Here is a 15,284-nt window from a genome sequence, read left to right on the forward strand (position 1 = left end):
AGCAGCCAATATCAAATATTGCTTCAACGCAGGCCATCCGGGTACTGATGCTAAGGAGCAAACCATGCACGCTTATTTCGATCAGATCGATCGGGTTCGTTATGAAGGCACCCAGTCGACTCATCCTCTCGCTTTCCGCCACTACAATCCCGATGAGGTGATCCTCGGCAAGACCATGGCGGAGCATCTGCGCTTTGCCGCCTGTTACTGGCACACCTTCTGCTGGAATGGCGCGGATATGTTTGGTGTCGGCGCTTTTGATCGTCCGTGGCAGAAAAGCGGAGATGCACTGCAGCAGGCAAAACTGAAAGCGGATGTGGCCTTTGAATTTTTCCACAAGCTGAATGTGCCGTGGTACTGCTTCCATGATGTTGATGTCTCTCCAGAAGGCGATTCGCTGCACAGCTACAAAGAGAATTTTGCCGCCATGACCGATAAACTGCTGGAGAAACAGCAGGAGACCGGCGTGAAACTGCTGTGGGGCACGGCCAACTGCTTTACCCATCCGCGCTACGGAGCCGGGGCTGCCACCAATCCCGATCCTGAAGTCTTTGCCTGGGCAGCGACGCAGGTCTGCAGCGCCATGCAGGCGACCAAAACCCTGGGCGGCGAAAACTATGTGTTGTGGGGCGGACGCGAAGGGTACGAAACTCTGCTGAATACCGATCTGCGCCAGGAGCGCGAGCAGATTGGCCGCTTTATGCAGATGGTGGTCGAGCACAAACACAAAATTGGCTTCCAGGGAACGCTGCTGATCGAACCGAAACCGCAGGAGCCGACCAAACATCAGTATGACTATGATGTCGCGACGGTTTATGGCTTCCTGAAACAGTTCGGACTGGAGAAAGAGATCAAGGTTAACGTTGAGGCGAACCACGCCACGCTGGCGGGTCACTCTTTCCATCATGAAATTGCGACGGCCATTGCGCTGGGCATTTTTGGTTCAGTGGATGCCAACCGCGGCGATCCGCAGTGCGGCTGGGATACCGATCAGTTCCCGGTCAGCGTGGAAGAGAATGCGCTGGTGATGTACGAAATTCTCAAGGCGGGCGGCTTTACCACTGGCGGCTTAAACTTTGATGCCAAAGTGCGTCGTCAGAGCACTGATAAATACGATCTCTTTTACGGTCATATTGGCGCGATGGATACCATGGCGCTGGCGCTGAAAGTCGCCGCTCGCATGATCAGCGATGGTGAACTCGATAAGCGTGTGGCACAGCGCTACAGCGGCTGGAATGGTGAGTTCGGCCAGCAAATTTTGAAAGGTGAGTTTTCACTGGAGGCGCTGGCGGCGCATGCTCAGCAGCAGCAGCTCAATCCGCAGCATCAGAGCGGACGTCAGGAGCAGCTGGAAAATCTGGTGAATCACTACCTGTTTGATTTCTAACCCTTCAGGAGCAGAGCATGTTTATCGGGATCGATTTAGGCACCTCTGGCGTCAAAGTGGTGCTGATGGATGCACAAGGCAACGTGGTGGCGACAGAAACAGCGCCGCTGCAGGTTTCGCGTCCGCAGCCATTGTGGAGCGAGCAGGATCCCGAAAGCTGGTGGCAGGCGCTGGATTTGGCCATGCAGGCGCTGAGCGCGCAGCAGGATCTGCGCGCGGTGCAGGCCATCGGGCTGAGCGGACAGATGCATGGTGCAACGCTGCTCGGCAGTGCAAACCAGGTATTACGACCGGCCATGCTCTGGAATGATGGGCGCAGCGAGGCGCAGTGCCGGGAGCTGGAACAGAAAGTGCCGGATTCGCGGGCGATCACCGGCAACCTGATGATGCCCGGCTTCACGGCTCCCAAGCTGTTGTGGGTTCAGCAACATGAACCGGCAATATTCAGTCAGATTGCTCACGTGCTGTTGCCCAAAGATTACCTGCGCTGGCGATTAAGTGGCGACTTCGCCACTGATATGTCAGATGCAGCAGGCACAATGTGGCTGGATGTGGCGCAGCGTGACTGGAGCGATGCGATGCTGCACGCCTGCGACCTCAGCCGCGATCAGATGCCGCAACTCTATGAAGGCAATGCCCTGACCGGCACCTTACATGCTGAACTGGCCACACGCTGGAAGATGAACGCAGTGCCGCTGGCGGCGGGCGGCGGCGACAATGCTGCGGGTGCGATTGGTGTCGGCATGACTGAACCGGGCCAGGGCATGCTGTCGCTGGGTACGTCGGGCGTCTATTTCGTGGTGAGCGACGGCTATCTCAGCAATCCGGAGCGCGCTGTGCATAGCTTCTGCCATGCGTTACCTCAGCGCTGGCATCTGATGTCGGTGATGCTCAGCGCAGCCTCCTGTCTGGACTGGGCAGCGACGCTGACCGGTTGCAGTGATGTTCCTGAGCTGCTGGCTGAAGCTGAACGCGCACGCGATGACGTGCCCGGCCTGTGGTTTCTGCCCTATCTTTCCGGTGAGCGCACGCCACACAATAACCCGAATGCCCGGGGTGCTTTCTTTGGTTTTACCCACCAGCATGGCCGTCCCGAGCTGGCCAGAGCGGTGCTGGAAGGCGTAGGGTTTGCGCTGGCGGAGGGCATGGACGCGCTGCACGACTGCGGCGTTCAGCCAAAGAGCATTATGTTGATCGGCGGCGGCGCACGCAGTGCACTGTGGCGTCAGATGCTGGCGGATATCAGTGGCCAGACGCTCGACTACTGCCATGGTGGGGAGGTTGGCCCGGCGCTGGGGGCCGCAAGGCTGGCACAGCAGGCGCTGGATGCAGAGGTCACCGTGCCGCCCCCGGTTCTGGTGCAGCGACACCAGCCGGATCCCGCCCGGGTAGCGCACTACCAGCCGCGTCGGGAGACCTTTGCAACGCTGTATCAACAGCTCCTGCCGCTGATGAAGTAAACAAGCCCGGACGCTCTGCCTGATAACAGGCTTCGCGTCCGGTTCTCCCTACTTAACCTGGTGGGGCAGACTTTCAGAGACAGGCATATTCTTTATTTCACCTGCAGGCAGAATAATAAAAAATTTCCTTTTTCTCTAAGAGATCTTTAATATTTTAAGATTATTCACGCAGAACAAAATGCGTCAGGCAACAAACATTGACTTACTTTAAAATATCTGTGCAGCCTGAATTTAAAAATGGATTTTTTACTATCTCACAATCCCGTTAATTAGCAATTAATGCTGACAAAATTACGCTTTATTTATTTGATGTTTACTTATTTTTTGATTGCGTTATAAATAAGCCACTCCACTTCAGGAGATAACGTAAATAAGGATATAACAATGAAAGAATTAAATAACAGCGAAATCGAAATGGTGAGCGGCGCTGGTCTGACCGAGTTTCTGGCTGGCCTGAATAAGGCGATTGGTCATGTTAACACTGCACTGACTGACACCACTACAGCGCTTGAGGCTTCCACCAGCACCGGTCAGACCATCGGACTGAGCCATAAGCAATTTGGCCTGAGCATCGCCTCTGTTCATATGACAGGTCTGTATAACTTTCTGTCTTCATTTAACACAGCAGCATAATAGATAAATTATCACCATTATCTGATTGGTAACACTGATAATTAAGGTTGTTATAAGCTAACTATAACAACCTGATTTATTATTTAACACTATTCCATCCCTGGTCGATTCTTCCCGTTTTAAATGCCCTTGAAACGCAAAACACGCCTCTCCTGTATCACTTAACAGTAGCGTTCAGCAAAACTACTCGTCTACTTTTATCGCGTTAAAGCATAACGCTTTCAGGTTAAATTTATGCCAGGATTTTATCTGTCACATAAAGTCAGGCGTTCAGGTGATGAAAACGCTAATAGCAGAAGTGTCACTGATCCATAATTGCTGGGATCACGAGTATCCCAGCATCACTCTCACGGCAGCATCAGCCAATCGCGCCCAGCGTATCTTCCTGACCCTGTTTCTTCGGCAGCAGGAACAGCGTCGCCGCAATATCCAGCAGATAAATCAGCGCCAGCAGGGTAATTGCCGCCGTAAACGAGAACTGGCTCGCCAGCAGACCAATCACCACCGGGCCGAAGCCGCCCACACCGCGGCCAAGGTTGAACAGGACGTTTTGCGCGGTGGCACGCACCTGCGGCGGGAAGGTATCGGAAATCAGCGCACCATAGCCGCCAATCATGCCGTTAACAAACATCCCCATGATCGCGCCGGTAAATAACATGATGTTCGGGTCGCGCAGCTGAGCATAAACCACCACCATCACTACTGCGCCAAACTGATAGAGCAGGAAGATTTTCCAGCGTGCGAAGCGGTCGGCCAGTATGCCAAACAGCCAGATGCCAAAGGTCATCCCGACCACGGTCACCGCGGTCCAGAGGCCCGACTTCGTCAGGCTGAAGCCAAAGCTGGAGGAGAGGTAACTCGGCATCCAGATCATCAGCCCGTAGTAACCAAAGTTCTGTACTGAACAGAGGATAAAAATGCCCAGGCTGGCTTTGGCGGTGGCGCGATCGCGCACCAGCAGTTTCAGGCGCGCCGGAAAAGAGAGTGACGGCACATGTTTAACCTGCCTTTGATACGCCTCCGGTTCACCCATGCCGCGACGAATGGCAAACGAGACCAGCGCAGGCAACAAGCCGACCAGAAACATGCCGCGCCAGCCGATGATAGTCAGCAGCGGCGGTGTGATAAAGGCCGCCATCAGCACCCCGAGTTGCCAGCCGATGCCGACCCACGCTGATGCGCGGTTGCGCTTCTCAGCAGGCCAGGCTTCGGCAATCAGCGCCATACCGATACCAAATTCGCCACCCAGACCGACACCCGCCAGCGTTCGCCAGGCGAGCAGATCCCAGTAGCCCTGCGCCACCGCGCACAGCCCGGTAAAGACCGAGAAGACCAGAATCGTGACGGTGAGCATGCGGATGCGACCATAGCGATCGCTGAGATGACCAAACACAATGCCACCGATAACCGCGCCAATCAGCGTCCAGGTCACCAGCGATCCCGCCTGCGATGGATTGAGCGCCAGCGAAACACTGATAGCCGGCAGCATAAAGCCGAGTATCAGCAGGTCAAATCCATCCATGGCATAACCGCTGACCGCAGCCAGCATCGCTTTGCCTGGCGTTACGCCGGGCTTAGATTGGGGAGAAGGGGACATTGTTGCGCACCTCATAATGAAAAGTGCCGCAATTATAGAGAGAGTTCAGGATGTGACCAATTGAAAAGGCTTATCCCTGCGCCGATCAGGCGCAGGAAGAAGATTTATCAGGAAGGTCTGTTGCTGCCGTCATCGCCCGACAGTAATTCATCGAGCCGGTCACCGCCAACGTGACGGAAATCCTGACCTTTGACGAAATAGAAGATGATTTCGCAGATGTTCTGGCAACGATCGCCGATACGCTCAATGGCGCGGGCACAGAACAGCGCCGTCAGCACGCTGGGAATGGTGCGCGGATCTTCCATCATGTAGGTCATCAGCTGACGCACAATGCCTTCATACTCTTTATCCACCTTTTTATCTTCACGGTAGATAGTGATCGCTTCATTGAGATCCATGCGTGCAAAAGCGTCCAGCACATCATGCAGCATCTGCACGGTGTGACGACCCAGTGACTCAAGGCTGACCAGCAGCGGCAAATGCTGCTGACCAAACTTCTCCAGCGCCGTGCGGCTGATCTTCTCCGCCACGTCGCCAATGCGCTCCAGCTCAGAAATGGTTTTGATAATCGCCATCACCAGTCGCAAATCGATCGCGGTTGGCTGACGTTTGGCGATGATGCGCACGCAGGCTTCATCAATCTCCACTTCCATCATATTGACCTTCTGGTCGCCGTCGATCACCCGCTGCGCCAGTTCGCCATCCAGATTATGCATGGCGGTAATCGCATCAGTCAGCTGCTGCTCGACCATACCGCCCATAATCATCACCTGGGTACGGATATGCTCCAGCTCGGCATTGAACTGACCGGAGATGTGCTTATTCAGATTAAGATTATCCATGTCGATCTCCTGTCAGATCAGCCGTAGCGGCCAGTTATATAATCTTCGGTTTGCTTCTGGGCGGGTTTAGTGAACAGCGTGTCGGTATCGCTGAACTCAATCAGTTCGCCCAGATACATGAAAGCCGTATGGTCAGAGCAGCGTGCAGCCTGTTGCATGTTGTGCGTCACGATCACCACGGTGTAATCCTGTTTCAGCTCGGTGATCAGCTCCTCAATACGGCCGGTGGAGATAGGATCAAGCGCAGAGCAGGGCTCATCCAGCAATAACACTTCCGGGCGAATCGCGATACCGCGGGCAATGCACAGCCGCTGCTGCTGGCCGCCGGAGAGACTGTAACCGCTCTGATGCAGCTTGTCTTTGGTTTCATTCCACAGCGCCGCCTTGGTCAGTGCCCACTGTACGCGCGCATCCATATCGGCACGCGACAGCTTTTCAAACAGGCGAACGCCGAAGGCGATGTTGTCATAGATCGACATCGGGAACGGCGTAGGCTTCTGAAACACCATGCCGACCCGGGCGCGCAGCAGCGCGATATCCTGCTGAGTCGCCAGAATATTTTCGCCATCCAGCAGAATGTCCCCTTCAGCCCGCTGGTCAGGATAGAGCGAGTACATTTTGTTGAAGGTCCGCAGCAGGGTCGACTTACCACAGCCCGATGGCCCGATAAACGCGGTCACCTGATTCTTAGCGATATCCAGATTGATGTTCTTCAGCGCATGATATTTGCCGTAATAGAAGTTCAGATTACGGACCTGAATTTTATCGGCTGATGCTGTCGCGATACTCATAATTCATCTCTCTTATACGGCGCCGCACAGGGCCGCGCCGGAAATTAACCGTGTTTACCTTTGGCGAAAATCACCCGCGCCACGATGTTCAGCACCAGCACGCACAGGGTAATAATCAGCACGCCCGCCCAGGCCAGGCTCTGCCATTCTGCGAACGGGCTCATGGCGAACTTAAAGATGGTGACCGGCAGGTTCGCCAGCGGCTGCATCATGTCGGTGCTCCAGAACTGGTTCGAGAGCGCCGTAAACAGCAGCGGTGCCGTTTCACCTGCAATGCGGGCAATCGCCAGCAGCACACCCGTGATGATGCCGGAGACCGACGCTTTCAGGGTGATAGACGCGATCATCTTCCACTTGGGCGTACCCAGCGCGTAAGCCGCTTCACGCATGCTGTCTGGCACCAGTCGCATCATATTTTCGGTGGTACGAATCACAATCGGCACCTGCAGCAGCGCCAGCGCAATCACCCCGGCCCAGCCGGAGAAGTGCTGCATCTGCGACACCACAAGGGTGTAGACGAACAGGCCGACCACAATCGAGGGTGCCGAAAGCAGAATGTCGTTAATAAAGCGGATCACTTCTGCCAGTGGCGACTTGCGCCCATATTCCGCCAGATAGATACCCGCCATGATGCCCAGCGGTGTGCCGAAGAAGGTAGACCAGAAAATCAGTAATCCGCTGCCCGCCAGGGCGTTAGCCAGCCCGCCGCCCGCAGTATTGGGTGGCGGCGTTGATTCGGTGAACAGTGACCAGGAGAGCCCATCCACGCCGCGCGATACGGTGGTGAACAGGATCCACACCAGCCAGAACAGGCCAAAAGCCATGGTCAGCAGCGACAGCGTCAGCGCAATTTTATTTTTAGTGCTGCGCCAGGACTGCATTTTGCGGCGTGATGCGTCCAGTTCGGCGCGCGCCTGAATTTCAATTGTGGTCATGAGCGAGCTCCTTCACTTTTCGCCAGCCGCATAATCATCAGCTTTGAAATCGCCAGCACGATAAAGGTAATCACAAACAGGATCAGTCCCAGCTCCATCAGCGCGGCGACATGCACGCCCGATTCGGCTTCAGCGAACTCGTTGGCCAGCGCCGAGGTGATGCTGTTACCCGGCATAAACAGCGACGGGCTGTCGAGCTGGTAGGTGTTGCCGATAATAAAAGTCACCGCCATGGTTTCACCCAGCGCACGACCCAGTCCGAGCATCACGCCGCCAATCACGCCATTTTTGGTAAAGGGCAGTACGATGCGCCAGATCACTTCCCAGGTGGTGCAGCCGATGCCGTAGGCTGACTCTTTCATCATCACCGGGGTCTGCTCAAAGACGTCGCGCATGACCGAGGCGATGTAAGGGATGATCATGATCGCCAGAATCACACCCGCCGCAAGGATGCCGATACCGAAAGCGGGGCCGGAGAAAAGCTCGCCGACAATCGGAATGCCCGATAGCACGTCATTGACCGGTGTCTGGAAGTATTCGGCAAACAGCGGCGCGAAAACAAACAAACCCCACATGCCATAAACAATACTGGGAATGGCCGCCAGCAGCTCAATGGCGGTGCCCAGCGGGCGACGCAGCCAGCCTGGCGCAAGTTCGGTCAGGAACAGCGCGATACCAAAACTCACCGGTACTGCGATAATCAGGGCAATAATGGAGGTCACAAGGGTGCCGTAGATCGGTACCAGTGCACCAAATTGTTCGTTGGGCGCATCCCAGGTTTTGGTCCACAAAAAGGCGAAACCAAACTTCTGGATGCTGGGCCACGAGGAGATGATCAGGGAGACAATAATGCCGCCCATCAGTAACAGGACAATCAGCGCAGCCAGCCTGACCAGCGCGCCAAAAATTCTGTCACCTTGTTTGCCTGGGGCTTTGAATGCCGGCTTCGTTGCAGCCATAGAAGTCTCAGTCTTCAGAAGTTATCAGGACGGCATGACGCCGCCCGTTGAGTCTGACCGGACTGCTGTCCGGTCAGGGTCGGTCAATTACTGATAAAGCGCTTTACCAGAACTGTCTTTGATGTTGGCTTTCCAGGCGGCGCGAATCTGTTCAGTCACGCTCTCTGGCAGCGCAGCATAATCCAGCGCTGTGGCGGTTTTGCTGCCGCTTTTGTAAGCCCAGTCGAAGAATTTCAGTACTTCAGCGCCTTTGGCCGCATTAGCCTGATCTTTGTAGATCAGAATAAAGGTGGTTGACGAGATTGGCCAGGCATCAGCGCCCTTCTGGAAGGTCAGATCCTGCGCGAACGATTTACTCCAGTCAGCGCCTTTCGCGGCATTACTGAAGCTGGTTTCGCTTGGGGCAACCGCTTTGCCATCAGCATCGATCAGTTTGGTGTAGGTCAGGTTGTTCTGTTTAGCGTAGGCGTACTCCACGTAGCCGATTGAACCCGGCAGACGCTGAACAAAGGCGGCGACGCCGTCGTTGCCTTTACCGCCCAGACCGACCGGCCAGTTAACGGTGTTACCTTTACCAATTTTGCTGTTCCAGTCCGGGTTCACTTTCGCCAGATAGCTGGTGAAGACGAACGAGGTGCCTGAACCATCAGCGCGACGTACCACGTTGATGTTGGTCTCTGGCAGTTTCACGCCTGGGTTAAGTTTGGCAATCGCCGGGTCGTTCCACTTTTTGATGGTGCCAAGGTAGATATCACCGACGGTTTTGCCATCCAGCGTCAGCTGACCTGACTTGATACCCGGCAGGTTAACCGCCAGTACCACGCCACCGATCACGGTCGGGAACTGGAACAGGCCATTTTTCTGCAGATCTTCATCTTTCATTGGCGCATCGGATGCACCGAAATCGACGGTTTTGGCGATGATCTGTTTCACGCCGCCAGATGAACCGATACCCTGGTAGTTAACTTTGCTACCGGTGGCTTTTTGATATTCTGCTGCCCACTTGGCATAAACCGGCGCCGGGAACGTCCCGCCTGCGCCAGTGAGATCGGTTGCCGCAAAAGCAGATACCGCGCTTACGGCGAAGGTGGTGGCGAGGATTCGGGCTACGGTGCTACGCATCAGTGTCATATTCCCTCCAGGGGAGAAAAGTCAGGCTTGGGGCCGTTTTAGTAAGAATCTGTGATTGCTGCAGGAGGGAAAATAGGACAGTTTGATGACAGTGAAATGTACGAAATATGACAGTTATATGACAAAGGGCCGGAGCAAAGTGGGCCCGCGACGGGGCCCACCCGGTTATTCCACAGTAACCGATTTTGCCAGGTTACGTGGCTGATCGACGTCGGTCCCTTTGATCAGGGCGACGTGATAGGAGAGTAGCTGTAGCGGCACCGTGTAGAAGATGGGCGCAATGACCTCTTCGACATGCGGCAACGGGATAATCTTCATTCCGTCACTGTCGCTGAAGCCCGCATCCTGATCGGCAAAGACATAAAGCAGGCCACCGCGTGCGCGTACCTCTTCGATGTTGGATTTGAGCTTCTCCAGCAGTTCGTTGTTAGGTGCCACCACGATCACCGGCATGTCCGCATCAATCAGCGCCAGCGGGCCATGTTTCAGCTCGCCTGCGGCGTAGGCTTCCGCATGAATGTAGGAGATCTCCTTGAGCTTCAGCGCCCCTTCCATGGCAATCGGATATTGATCGCCACGACCCAGGAACAGTGCGTGATGCTTGTCAGAGAAGCCTTCTGCCAGATTTTCAATCAGCTTATCCTGCGCCAGCATCTGCTCAATCCGGTTCGGCAACGCCTGCAGTGCATGAACGATCTCATGTTCAGTCTCGGCAGACATCCCTTTCAGACGGCCCAGTTTCGCCACCAGCATCAGCAGCACCGCTAACTGGGTGGTGAACGCTTTGGTAGAGGCGACGCCAATTTCGGTGCCCGCTTTGGTCATCAGTGCCAGGTCAGATTCCCGCACCAGTGACGAACCGGCCACGTTGCAGACCGCCAGCGAGCCCAGGTAGCCCAGCTCTTTAGAGAGACGCAGCGCCGCCAGGGTATCTGCCGTTTCACCCGACTGCGACAGGGTGATCAGCAGGCTGTTTTTGCGAACGGCTGATTTGCGATAGCGGAACTCCGAGGCAATCTCGACATCACAGGGCAGGTTTGCCAGCGACTCAAACCAGTAGCGTGACACCATGCCGGAGTTATAGGAGGTGCCGCAGGCGATAATCTGGATATGCTCAACCTGGCTCAGCAGCGCTTCTGCGCCCGCGCCCAGTTCGCTGAGATCAACCTGACCCTGGCTGAACCGACCGCTCAGGGTACTTTTCAGCGCCATGGGCTGTTCGTAGATCTCTTTCTGCATGTAGTGACGGTAAATGCCTTTGTCACCGGCGTCATATTGCAGGTTCGATTCGATCTCGGCACGGGTCACGGTGTTGCCTTCACGGTCGATCACCGTGACATCGCGACGGCTGATCTCGGCGATATCACCCTCTTCCAGATAGATGAACCGACGGGTCACCGGCAGCAGAGCCAGCTGATCCGAGGCGATAAAGTTTTCGCCCATGCCACGACCAATCACCAGTGGGCTACCGGAACGGGCCGCCACCAGCAGTGACGGATCGCGGCTGTCCATGATCACCATGCCATAGGCACCGCGCAGCTGCGGAATCACACGCAGCACCACTTCACGCAGCGAACCGCCCTGCTTCTGCTCCCAGTGAACCAGATGCGCCACCACTTCGGTGTCCGTTTCAGAGGCAAAGACGTAACCGCGCGCGATCAGTTCAGCGCGCAATGGCTCATGGTTTTCAATGATGCCGTTGTGCACGATGATGATGTGCTCTGAGACGTGCGGATGCGCGTTCGCTTCCGACGGTTCGCCATGGGTAGCCCAGCGCGTGTGCGCGATGCCGGTGCCACCAATCAGCGGTTGCTGCTCAGCGGCTTCCGCCAGTTTCTGCACTTTCCCTAAACGCCGCAGGCGCGTGACGTGCCCCTGACGATCGACCACGGCCAGACCGGCCGAATCATATCCGCGATATTCAAGACGACGCAGACCTTCCAGCAGAATCTCTGCGATATCACGTTGCGCTACTGCACCAACAATTCCACACATAATGATGTTTTCCTGACTACATGGCTTTTCGCCACTTCTGTTGTCATGCGACCTGATATCCGGCTTTGCCGGTTCCCCGAGCCTTGTAGAGAGTGGGGATTATAGTTTTGGCACTGCACTGCATCGGCCCGCATTAAAGCGGGCCGTTAAAAATTTATTTTTTCTTCACCGGACGCTGCCAGTCCGCTTTATGATTCTGCTCTTTACGGTTATAGACCAGACCGGCCTGGGTCACATCTTTCATGATGGTCGTGCCCGCCGCAATGGTGGTCCCTGCCGCGATGCTGACCGGCGCCACCAGCTGGGTATCTGAGCCCACAAACACATCATCGCCAATCACGGTTTTGAATTTGTTCGCACCGTCGTAGTTGCAGGTAATGGTGCCTGCACCGATATTTACGTTGTCGCCAATCTCCGCATCACCGAGATAGGAGAGGTGCCCCGCTTTCGATCCTCTGCCCAGACGCGCTTTCTTCATTTCGACGAAGTTGCCCACGTGGGCGGCATCGGCCAGTTCGCTGCCAGGACGCAGACGGGCAAAAGGTCCGACGGTGCAGGCAGTGGCGAGATTCGCATCCTCGATCACCGAATAGGGACTGATTTCACAGTCATCTCCAATCACGCTGTTTTTGATAATGCAGCCTGCGCCGATTCTGACGCGTGCACCCAGCGTGACCTGGCCTTCAATAATGACGTTGGTGTCAATTTCAACATCCCGCCCGTGCGTCAGCGTCCCGCGCAGGTCAAAACGGGCCGGATCGCGCAGCATCACGCCAGCCAGCAGCAGTTTTTCCGCCTGTTCAGCCTGGTAAGTGCGCTCTAATGTCGCCAGCTGCAGCCGGTTATTGACGCCATCAGTTTCACTGATGCGTGCAGGATGAACCGCGTTGATCACACGACCTTCCTGATGCGCCAGCGCGATAATATCGGTGATGTAATACTCACCCTGCGCATTATTGTTGGTGAGCTGCGCCAGCCAGCGTTTTAAATCGCCGCCGTTGGCGATCAGAATGCCGGTGTTAATCTCTTTAATGGTGAGCTGTGCCGGGCTGGCATCTTTCTGTTCGATAATACCGGTGATGGTGTCGTTCTCACGCACAATGCGGCCATAACCGGTTGGGTCGTCCAGTACCACGGTAAGTAAGCCAATGCCGCCCTGCGGTTTGGCTTCGCGCAGTCGCTGTAGTGTCGCCTGAGAGATGAGCGGCACGTCGCCGTAAAGCATCATGATATCTTCATCATCAGCGAATGCGGGCGCTGCCTGCTGCATCGCATGGCCAGTGCCGAGCTGCTCGGCCTGCAGCACCCAGTTGAGCGTGCTGTCAGTGAGGGTCGCCTTCAGGCGATCGCCGCCGTGACCATAAACCAGATGAACCTGCTGTGCACCCAGCCCCTTAGCCGCGTCAATCACATGCTGAACCATGGGTTTGCCTGCCAGCGTATGCAGAACTTTAGGCAGATCGGAATACATACGGGTGCCCTTGCCAGCAGCAAGGATCACCACACTCATCGCACTGTTAGACATAACTATCCTGAGTGAATTTTTACGGGTGAAAGTAAAACGGTTTGGGATTGAGATTACTACATTTTTCTCAGGCCGAAATTAGGCGGACAGGCAGATCAGGCGCAGCAGACAAAAAAAATGCCAGCCCGAGGGCTGGCATTTCATGACGCATAAAGCTGGATTACATCGCTTTTTTGGTCAGTTCGATCACGCGCAGTTTAGCAATGGCTTTCGCCAGCTCGGCAGAGGCCTGAGCATAGTCCACGTCGCCGTGGCTGCTGTTCATATGGTCTTCTGCTTTGCGTTTTGCTTCCAGAGCGCGCGCTTCATCCAGATCGGTACCGCGGATAGCGGTATCGGCCAGAACGGTGCTGCTGCCCGGTTGCACTTCCAGCACGCCGCCAGAGAGGTAGATATACTCCTCTTCGCCATGCTGTTTCACGATACGGATCATTCCAGGCTTAATGGCAGTCAGCAGCGGCGCATGGCCAGGGAAAATCCCCAGTTCACCTTCGCTACCTGACACCTGAATTTTCTGTACCAGACCAGAGAACAACTGCTCCTCTGCGCTGACCACATCCAGGTGATAAGTCATAGCCATAATCTTCCTCCCGGGAAACCGTTATTACAGTTTCTTCGCTTTTTCCACGGCTTCTTCGATGGCGCCAACCATGTAGAAGGCCTGCTCTGGCAGGTGGTCAAACTCACCTTCCATGATGCCTTTAAAGCCACGGATAGTGTCTTTCAGCGTCACGTATTTGCCCGGTGAACCGGTGAATACTTCTGCAACGAAGAACGGCTGAGACAGGAAGCGCTGAATCTTACGCGCACGTGCCACCAGCAGTTTGTCTTCTTCAGACAGCTCATCCATACCGAGGATGGCGATGATGTCTTTCAGTTCCTGATAACGCTGCAGCAGTGACTGAACGCCACGTGCAACATCATAGTGCTCCTGACCGACAACCAGCGGATCCAGCTGACGGCTGGTAGAGTCCAGCGGGTCAACGGCCGGGTAGATACCCAGAGAGGCGATCTGACGGCTCAGCGTTACCGTTGAGTCTAAGTGCGCAAAGGTGGTTGCTGGTGATGGGTCAGTCAGGTCATCCGCAGGGACGTAAACGGCCTGTACGGAGGTGATTGAACCGGTCTTGGTGGAGGTAATACGCTCCTGCAACACACCCATCTCTTCTGCCAGCGTTGGCTGGTAACCTACCGCAGATGGCATACGACCCAGCAGTGCAGAAACTTCTGTACCGGCCAGGGTATAACGGTAGATGTTATCGATGAACAGCAGAACGTCGCGGCCTTCATCACGGAATTTTTCCGCCATGGTCAGACCGGTCAGTGCTACGCGCAGACGGTTACCCGGCGGCTCATTCATCTGGCCATAGACCAGTGCAACTTTATCGATAACGTTAGAGTCAGTCATTTCGTGGTAGAAGTCGTTACCCTCACGAGTACGCTCACCCACACCGGCAAACACTGAGTAACCTGAGTGTTCAGCCGCGATGTTACGGATCAGTTCCATCATGTTGACGGTTTTACCTACACCCGCACCACCGAACAGACCGACTTTACCGCCTTTGGCAAACGGACACATCAGGTCGATAACCTTGATGCCGGTTTCCAGCAGTTCCTGCGAGTTAGACTGATCTTCATAAGAAGGGGCGGCGCGGTGAATAGAGGCGATCTCTACTGCGCTGCCATCTTCTTCTTTCAGCTCGCCTTTCATATCGATTGGCTCGCCGAGAACGTTCATGATACGGCCCAGGGTCGCTTTACCGACGGGTACCTGAATCGGTTTCTGCAGGTCGTTGACGCTCAGACCACGCTTCAGGCCGTCAGACGTACCCATTGCGATGGTACGTACTACGCCGCCGCCGAGCTGCTGCTGAACTTCCAGCACCAGACGCGCATCACCATTCATAACCTCGAGGGCGCTGTACACTTGCGGTACCGCGTCCTGAGGGAATTCGACGTCAACAACGGCGCCGATAATCTGGACAATCTTTCCAGTTGCCATCTTGAATCCTCTACCTAATTCCAAACC

General features: G+C 55.3%; 13 protein-coding genes. 3 read left to right on the forward strand and 10 right to left on the reverse strand.

The window, feature by feature from the left end; genetic code table 11:
- Positions 1–64 precede the first annotated feature (64 nt).
- From xylA to ACR8BN_RS00215, 3 genes are all read left to right on the forward strand, one after another.
- Positions 65–1,387 (forward strand): xylose isomerase, encoded by a 1,323-nt coding sequence (xylA, locus tag ACR8BN_RS00205; protein ID WP_003849568.1) that lies wholly within the window; start codon positions 65–67, stop codon positions 1,385–1,387.
- A 17-nt stretch (positions 1,388–1,404) separates the two neighbouring features.
- A complete protein-coding gene (xylB, locus tag ACR8BN_RS00210) occupies positions 1,405–2,847 on the forward strand; it encodes a xylulokinase (protein ID WP_083070453.1) in 1,443 nt (480 codons plus the stop codon).
- Positions 2,848–3,231: 384 nt separating this feature from the next.
- Complete coding sequence (locus ACR8BN_RS00215; RefSeq protein ID WP_083070454.1) at positions 3,232–3,480, forward strand: hypothetical protein; 249 nt, start codon at positions 3,232–3,234, stop codon at positions 3,478–3,480.
- 358 nt (positions 3,481–3,838) lie between these two features.
- Here ACR8BN_RS00215 and ACR8BN_RS00220 read toward each other — a convergent pair whose 3' ends face one another.
- The 10 genes from ACR8BN_RS00220 to atpD all read right to left on the reverse strand — a co-directional run bounded on the left by ACR8BN_RS00220 (position 3,839) and on the right by atpD (position 15,257).
- Positions 3,839–5,077 carry an MFS transporter gene (locus ACR8BN_RS00220; protein ID WP_115758633.1) on the reverse strand — a complete coding sequence of 413 codons (1,239 nt, stop codon included), beginning with the start codon at positions 5,075–5,077 and terminating at the stop codon, positions 3,839–3,841.
- 107 nt (positions 5,078–5,184) lie between these two features.
- On the reverse strand, positions 5,185–5,919 hold the full coding sequence (gene phoU, locus ACR8BN_RS00225; RefSeq protein WP_009088225.1) for a phosphate signaling complex protein PhoU: 735 nt from the start codon (positions 5,917–5,919) through the stop codon (positions 5,185–5,187).
- Positions 5,920–5,936: 17 nt separating this feature from the next.
- On the reverse strand, positions 5,937–6,710 hold the full coding sequence (gene pstB / locus ACR8BN_RS00230; RefSeq protein ID WP_010258879.1) for a phosphate ABC transporter ATP-binding protein PstB: 774 nt from the start codon (positions 6,708–6,710) through the stop codon (positions 5,937–5,939).
- A gap of 44 nt (positions 6,711–6,754) precedes the next feature.
- Complete coding sequence (gene pstA, locus ACR8BN_RS00235; RefSeq protein ID WP_010258878.1) at positions 6,755–7,645, reverse strand: phosphate ABC transporter permease PstA; 891 nt, start codon at positions 7,643–7,645, stop codon at positions 6,755–6,757.
- A complete protein-coding gene (gene pstC, locus ACR8BN_RS00240) occupies positions 7,642–8,604 on the reverse strand; it encodes a phosphate ABC transporter permease PstC (RefSeq protein ID WP_022624789.1) in 963 nt (320 codons plus the stop codon). The genes pstA and pstC overlap by 4 nt, the downstream gene beginning before the upstream one ends.
- Before the next feature lie 87 nt (positions 8,605–8,691).
- On the reverse strand, positions 8,692–9,735 hold the full coding sequence (pstS, locus tag ACR8BN_RS00245) for a phosphate ABC transporter substrate-binding protein PstS (protein ID WP_010258875.1): 1,044 nt from the start codon (positions 9,733–9,735) through the stop codon (positions 8,692–8,694).
- Between the two features lie 165 nt (positions 9,736–9,900).
- Positions 9,901–11,730: a glutamine--fructose-6-phosphate transaminase (isomerizing) gene (glmS, locus tag ACR8BN_RS00250; protein WP_010672188.1), complete on the reverse strand. Its 1,830-nt coding sequence runs from the start codon at positions 11,728–11,730 to the stop codon at positions 9,901–9,903.
- A 154-nt stretch (positions 11,731–11,884) separates the two neighbouring features.
- Positions 11,885–13,255, reverse strand: coding sequence for a bifunctional UDP-N-acetylglucosamine diphosphorylase/glucosamine-1-phosphate N-acetyltransferase GlmU (glmU, locus tag ACR8BN_RS00255; protein ID WP_031590995.1), 1,371 nt, complete (start codon positions 13,253–13,255; stop codon positions 11,885–11,887).
- A gap of 160 nt (positions 13,256–13,415) precedes the next feature.
- Positions 13,416–13,835: a F0F1 ATP synthase subunit epsilon gene (locus ACR8BN_RS00260; RefSeq protein WP_031590994.1), complete on the reverse strand. Its 420-nt coding sequence runs from the start codon at positions 13,833–13,835 to the stop codon at positions 13,416–13,418.
- Between the two features lie 24 nt (positions 13,836–13,859).
- A complete protein-coding gene (gene atpD, locus ACR8BN_RS00265) occupies positions 13,860–15,257 on the reverse strand; it encodes a F0F1 ATP synthase subunit beta (protein WP_010258870.1) in 1,398 nt (465 codons plus the stop codon).
- Positions 15,258–15,284: the final 27 nt, after the last annotated feature.

The sequence above is a fragment of the Pantoea sp. Lu_F5_004 genome (assembly GCF_051136245.1).
Taxonomy (GTDB): Bacteria; Pseudomonadota; Gammaproteobacteria; order Enterobacterales; family Enterobacteriaceae; genus Pantoea; species Pantoea agglomerans.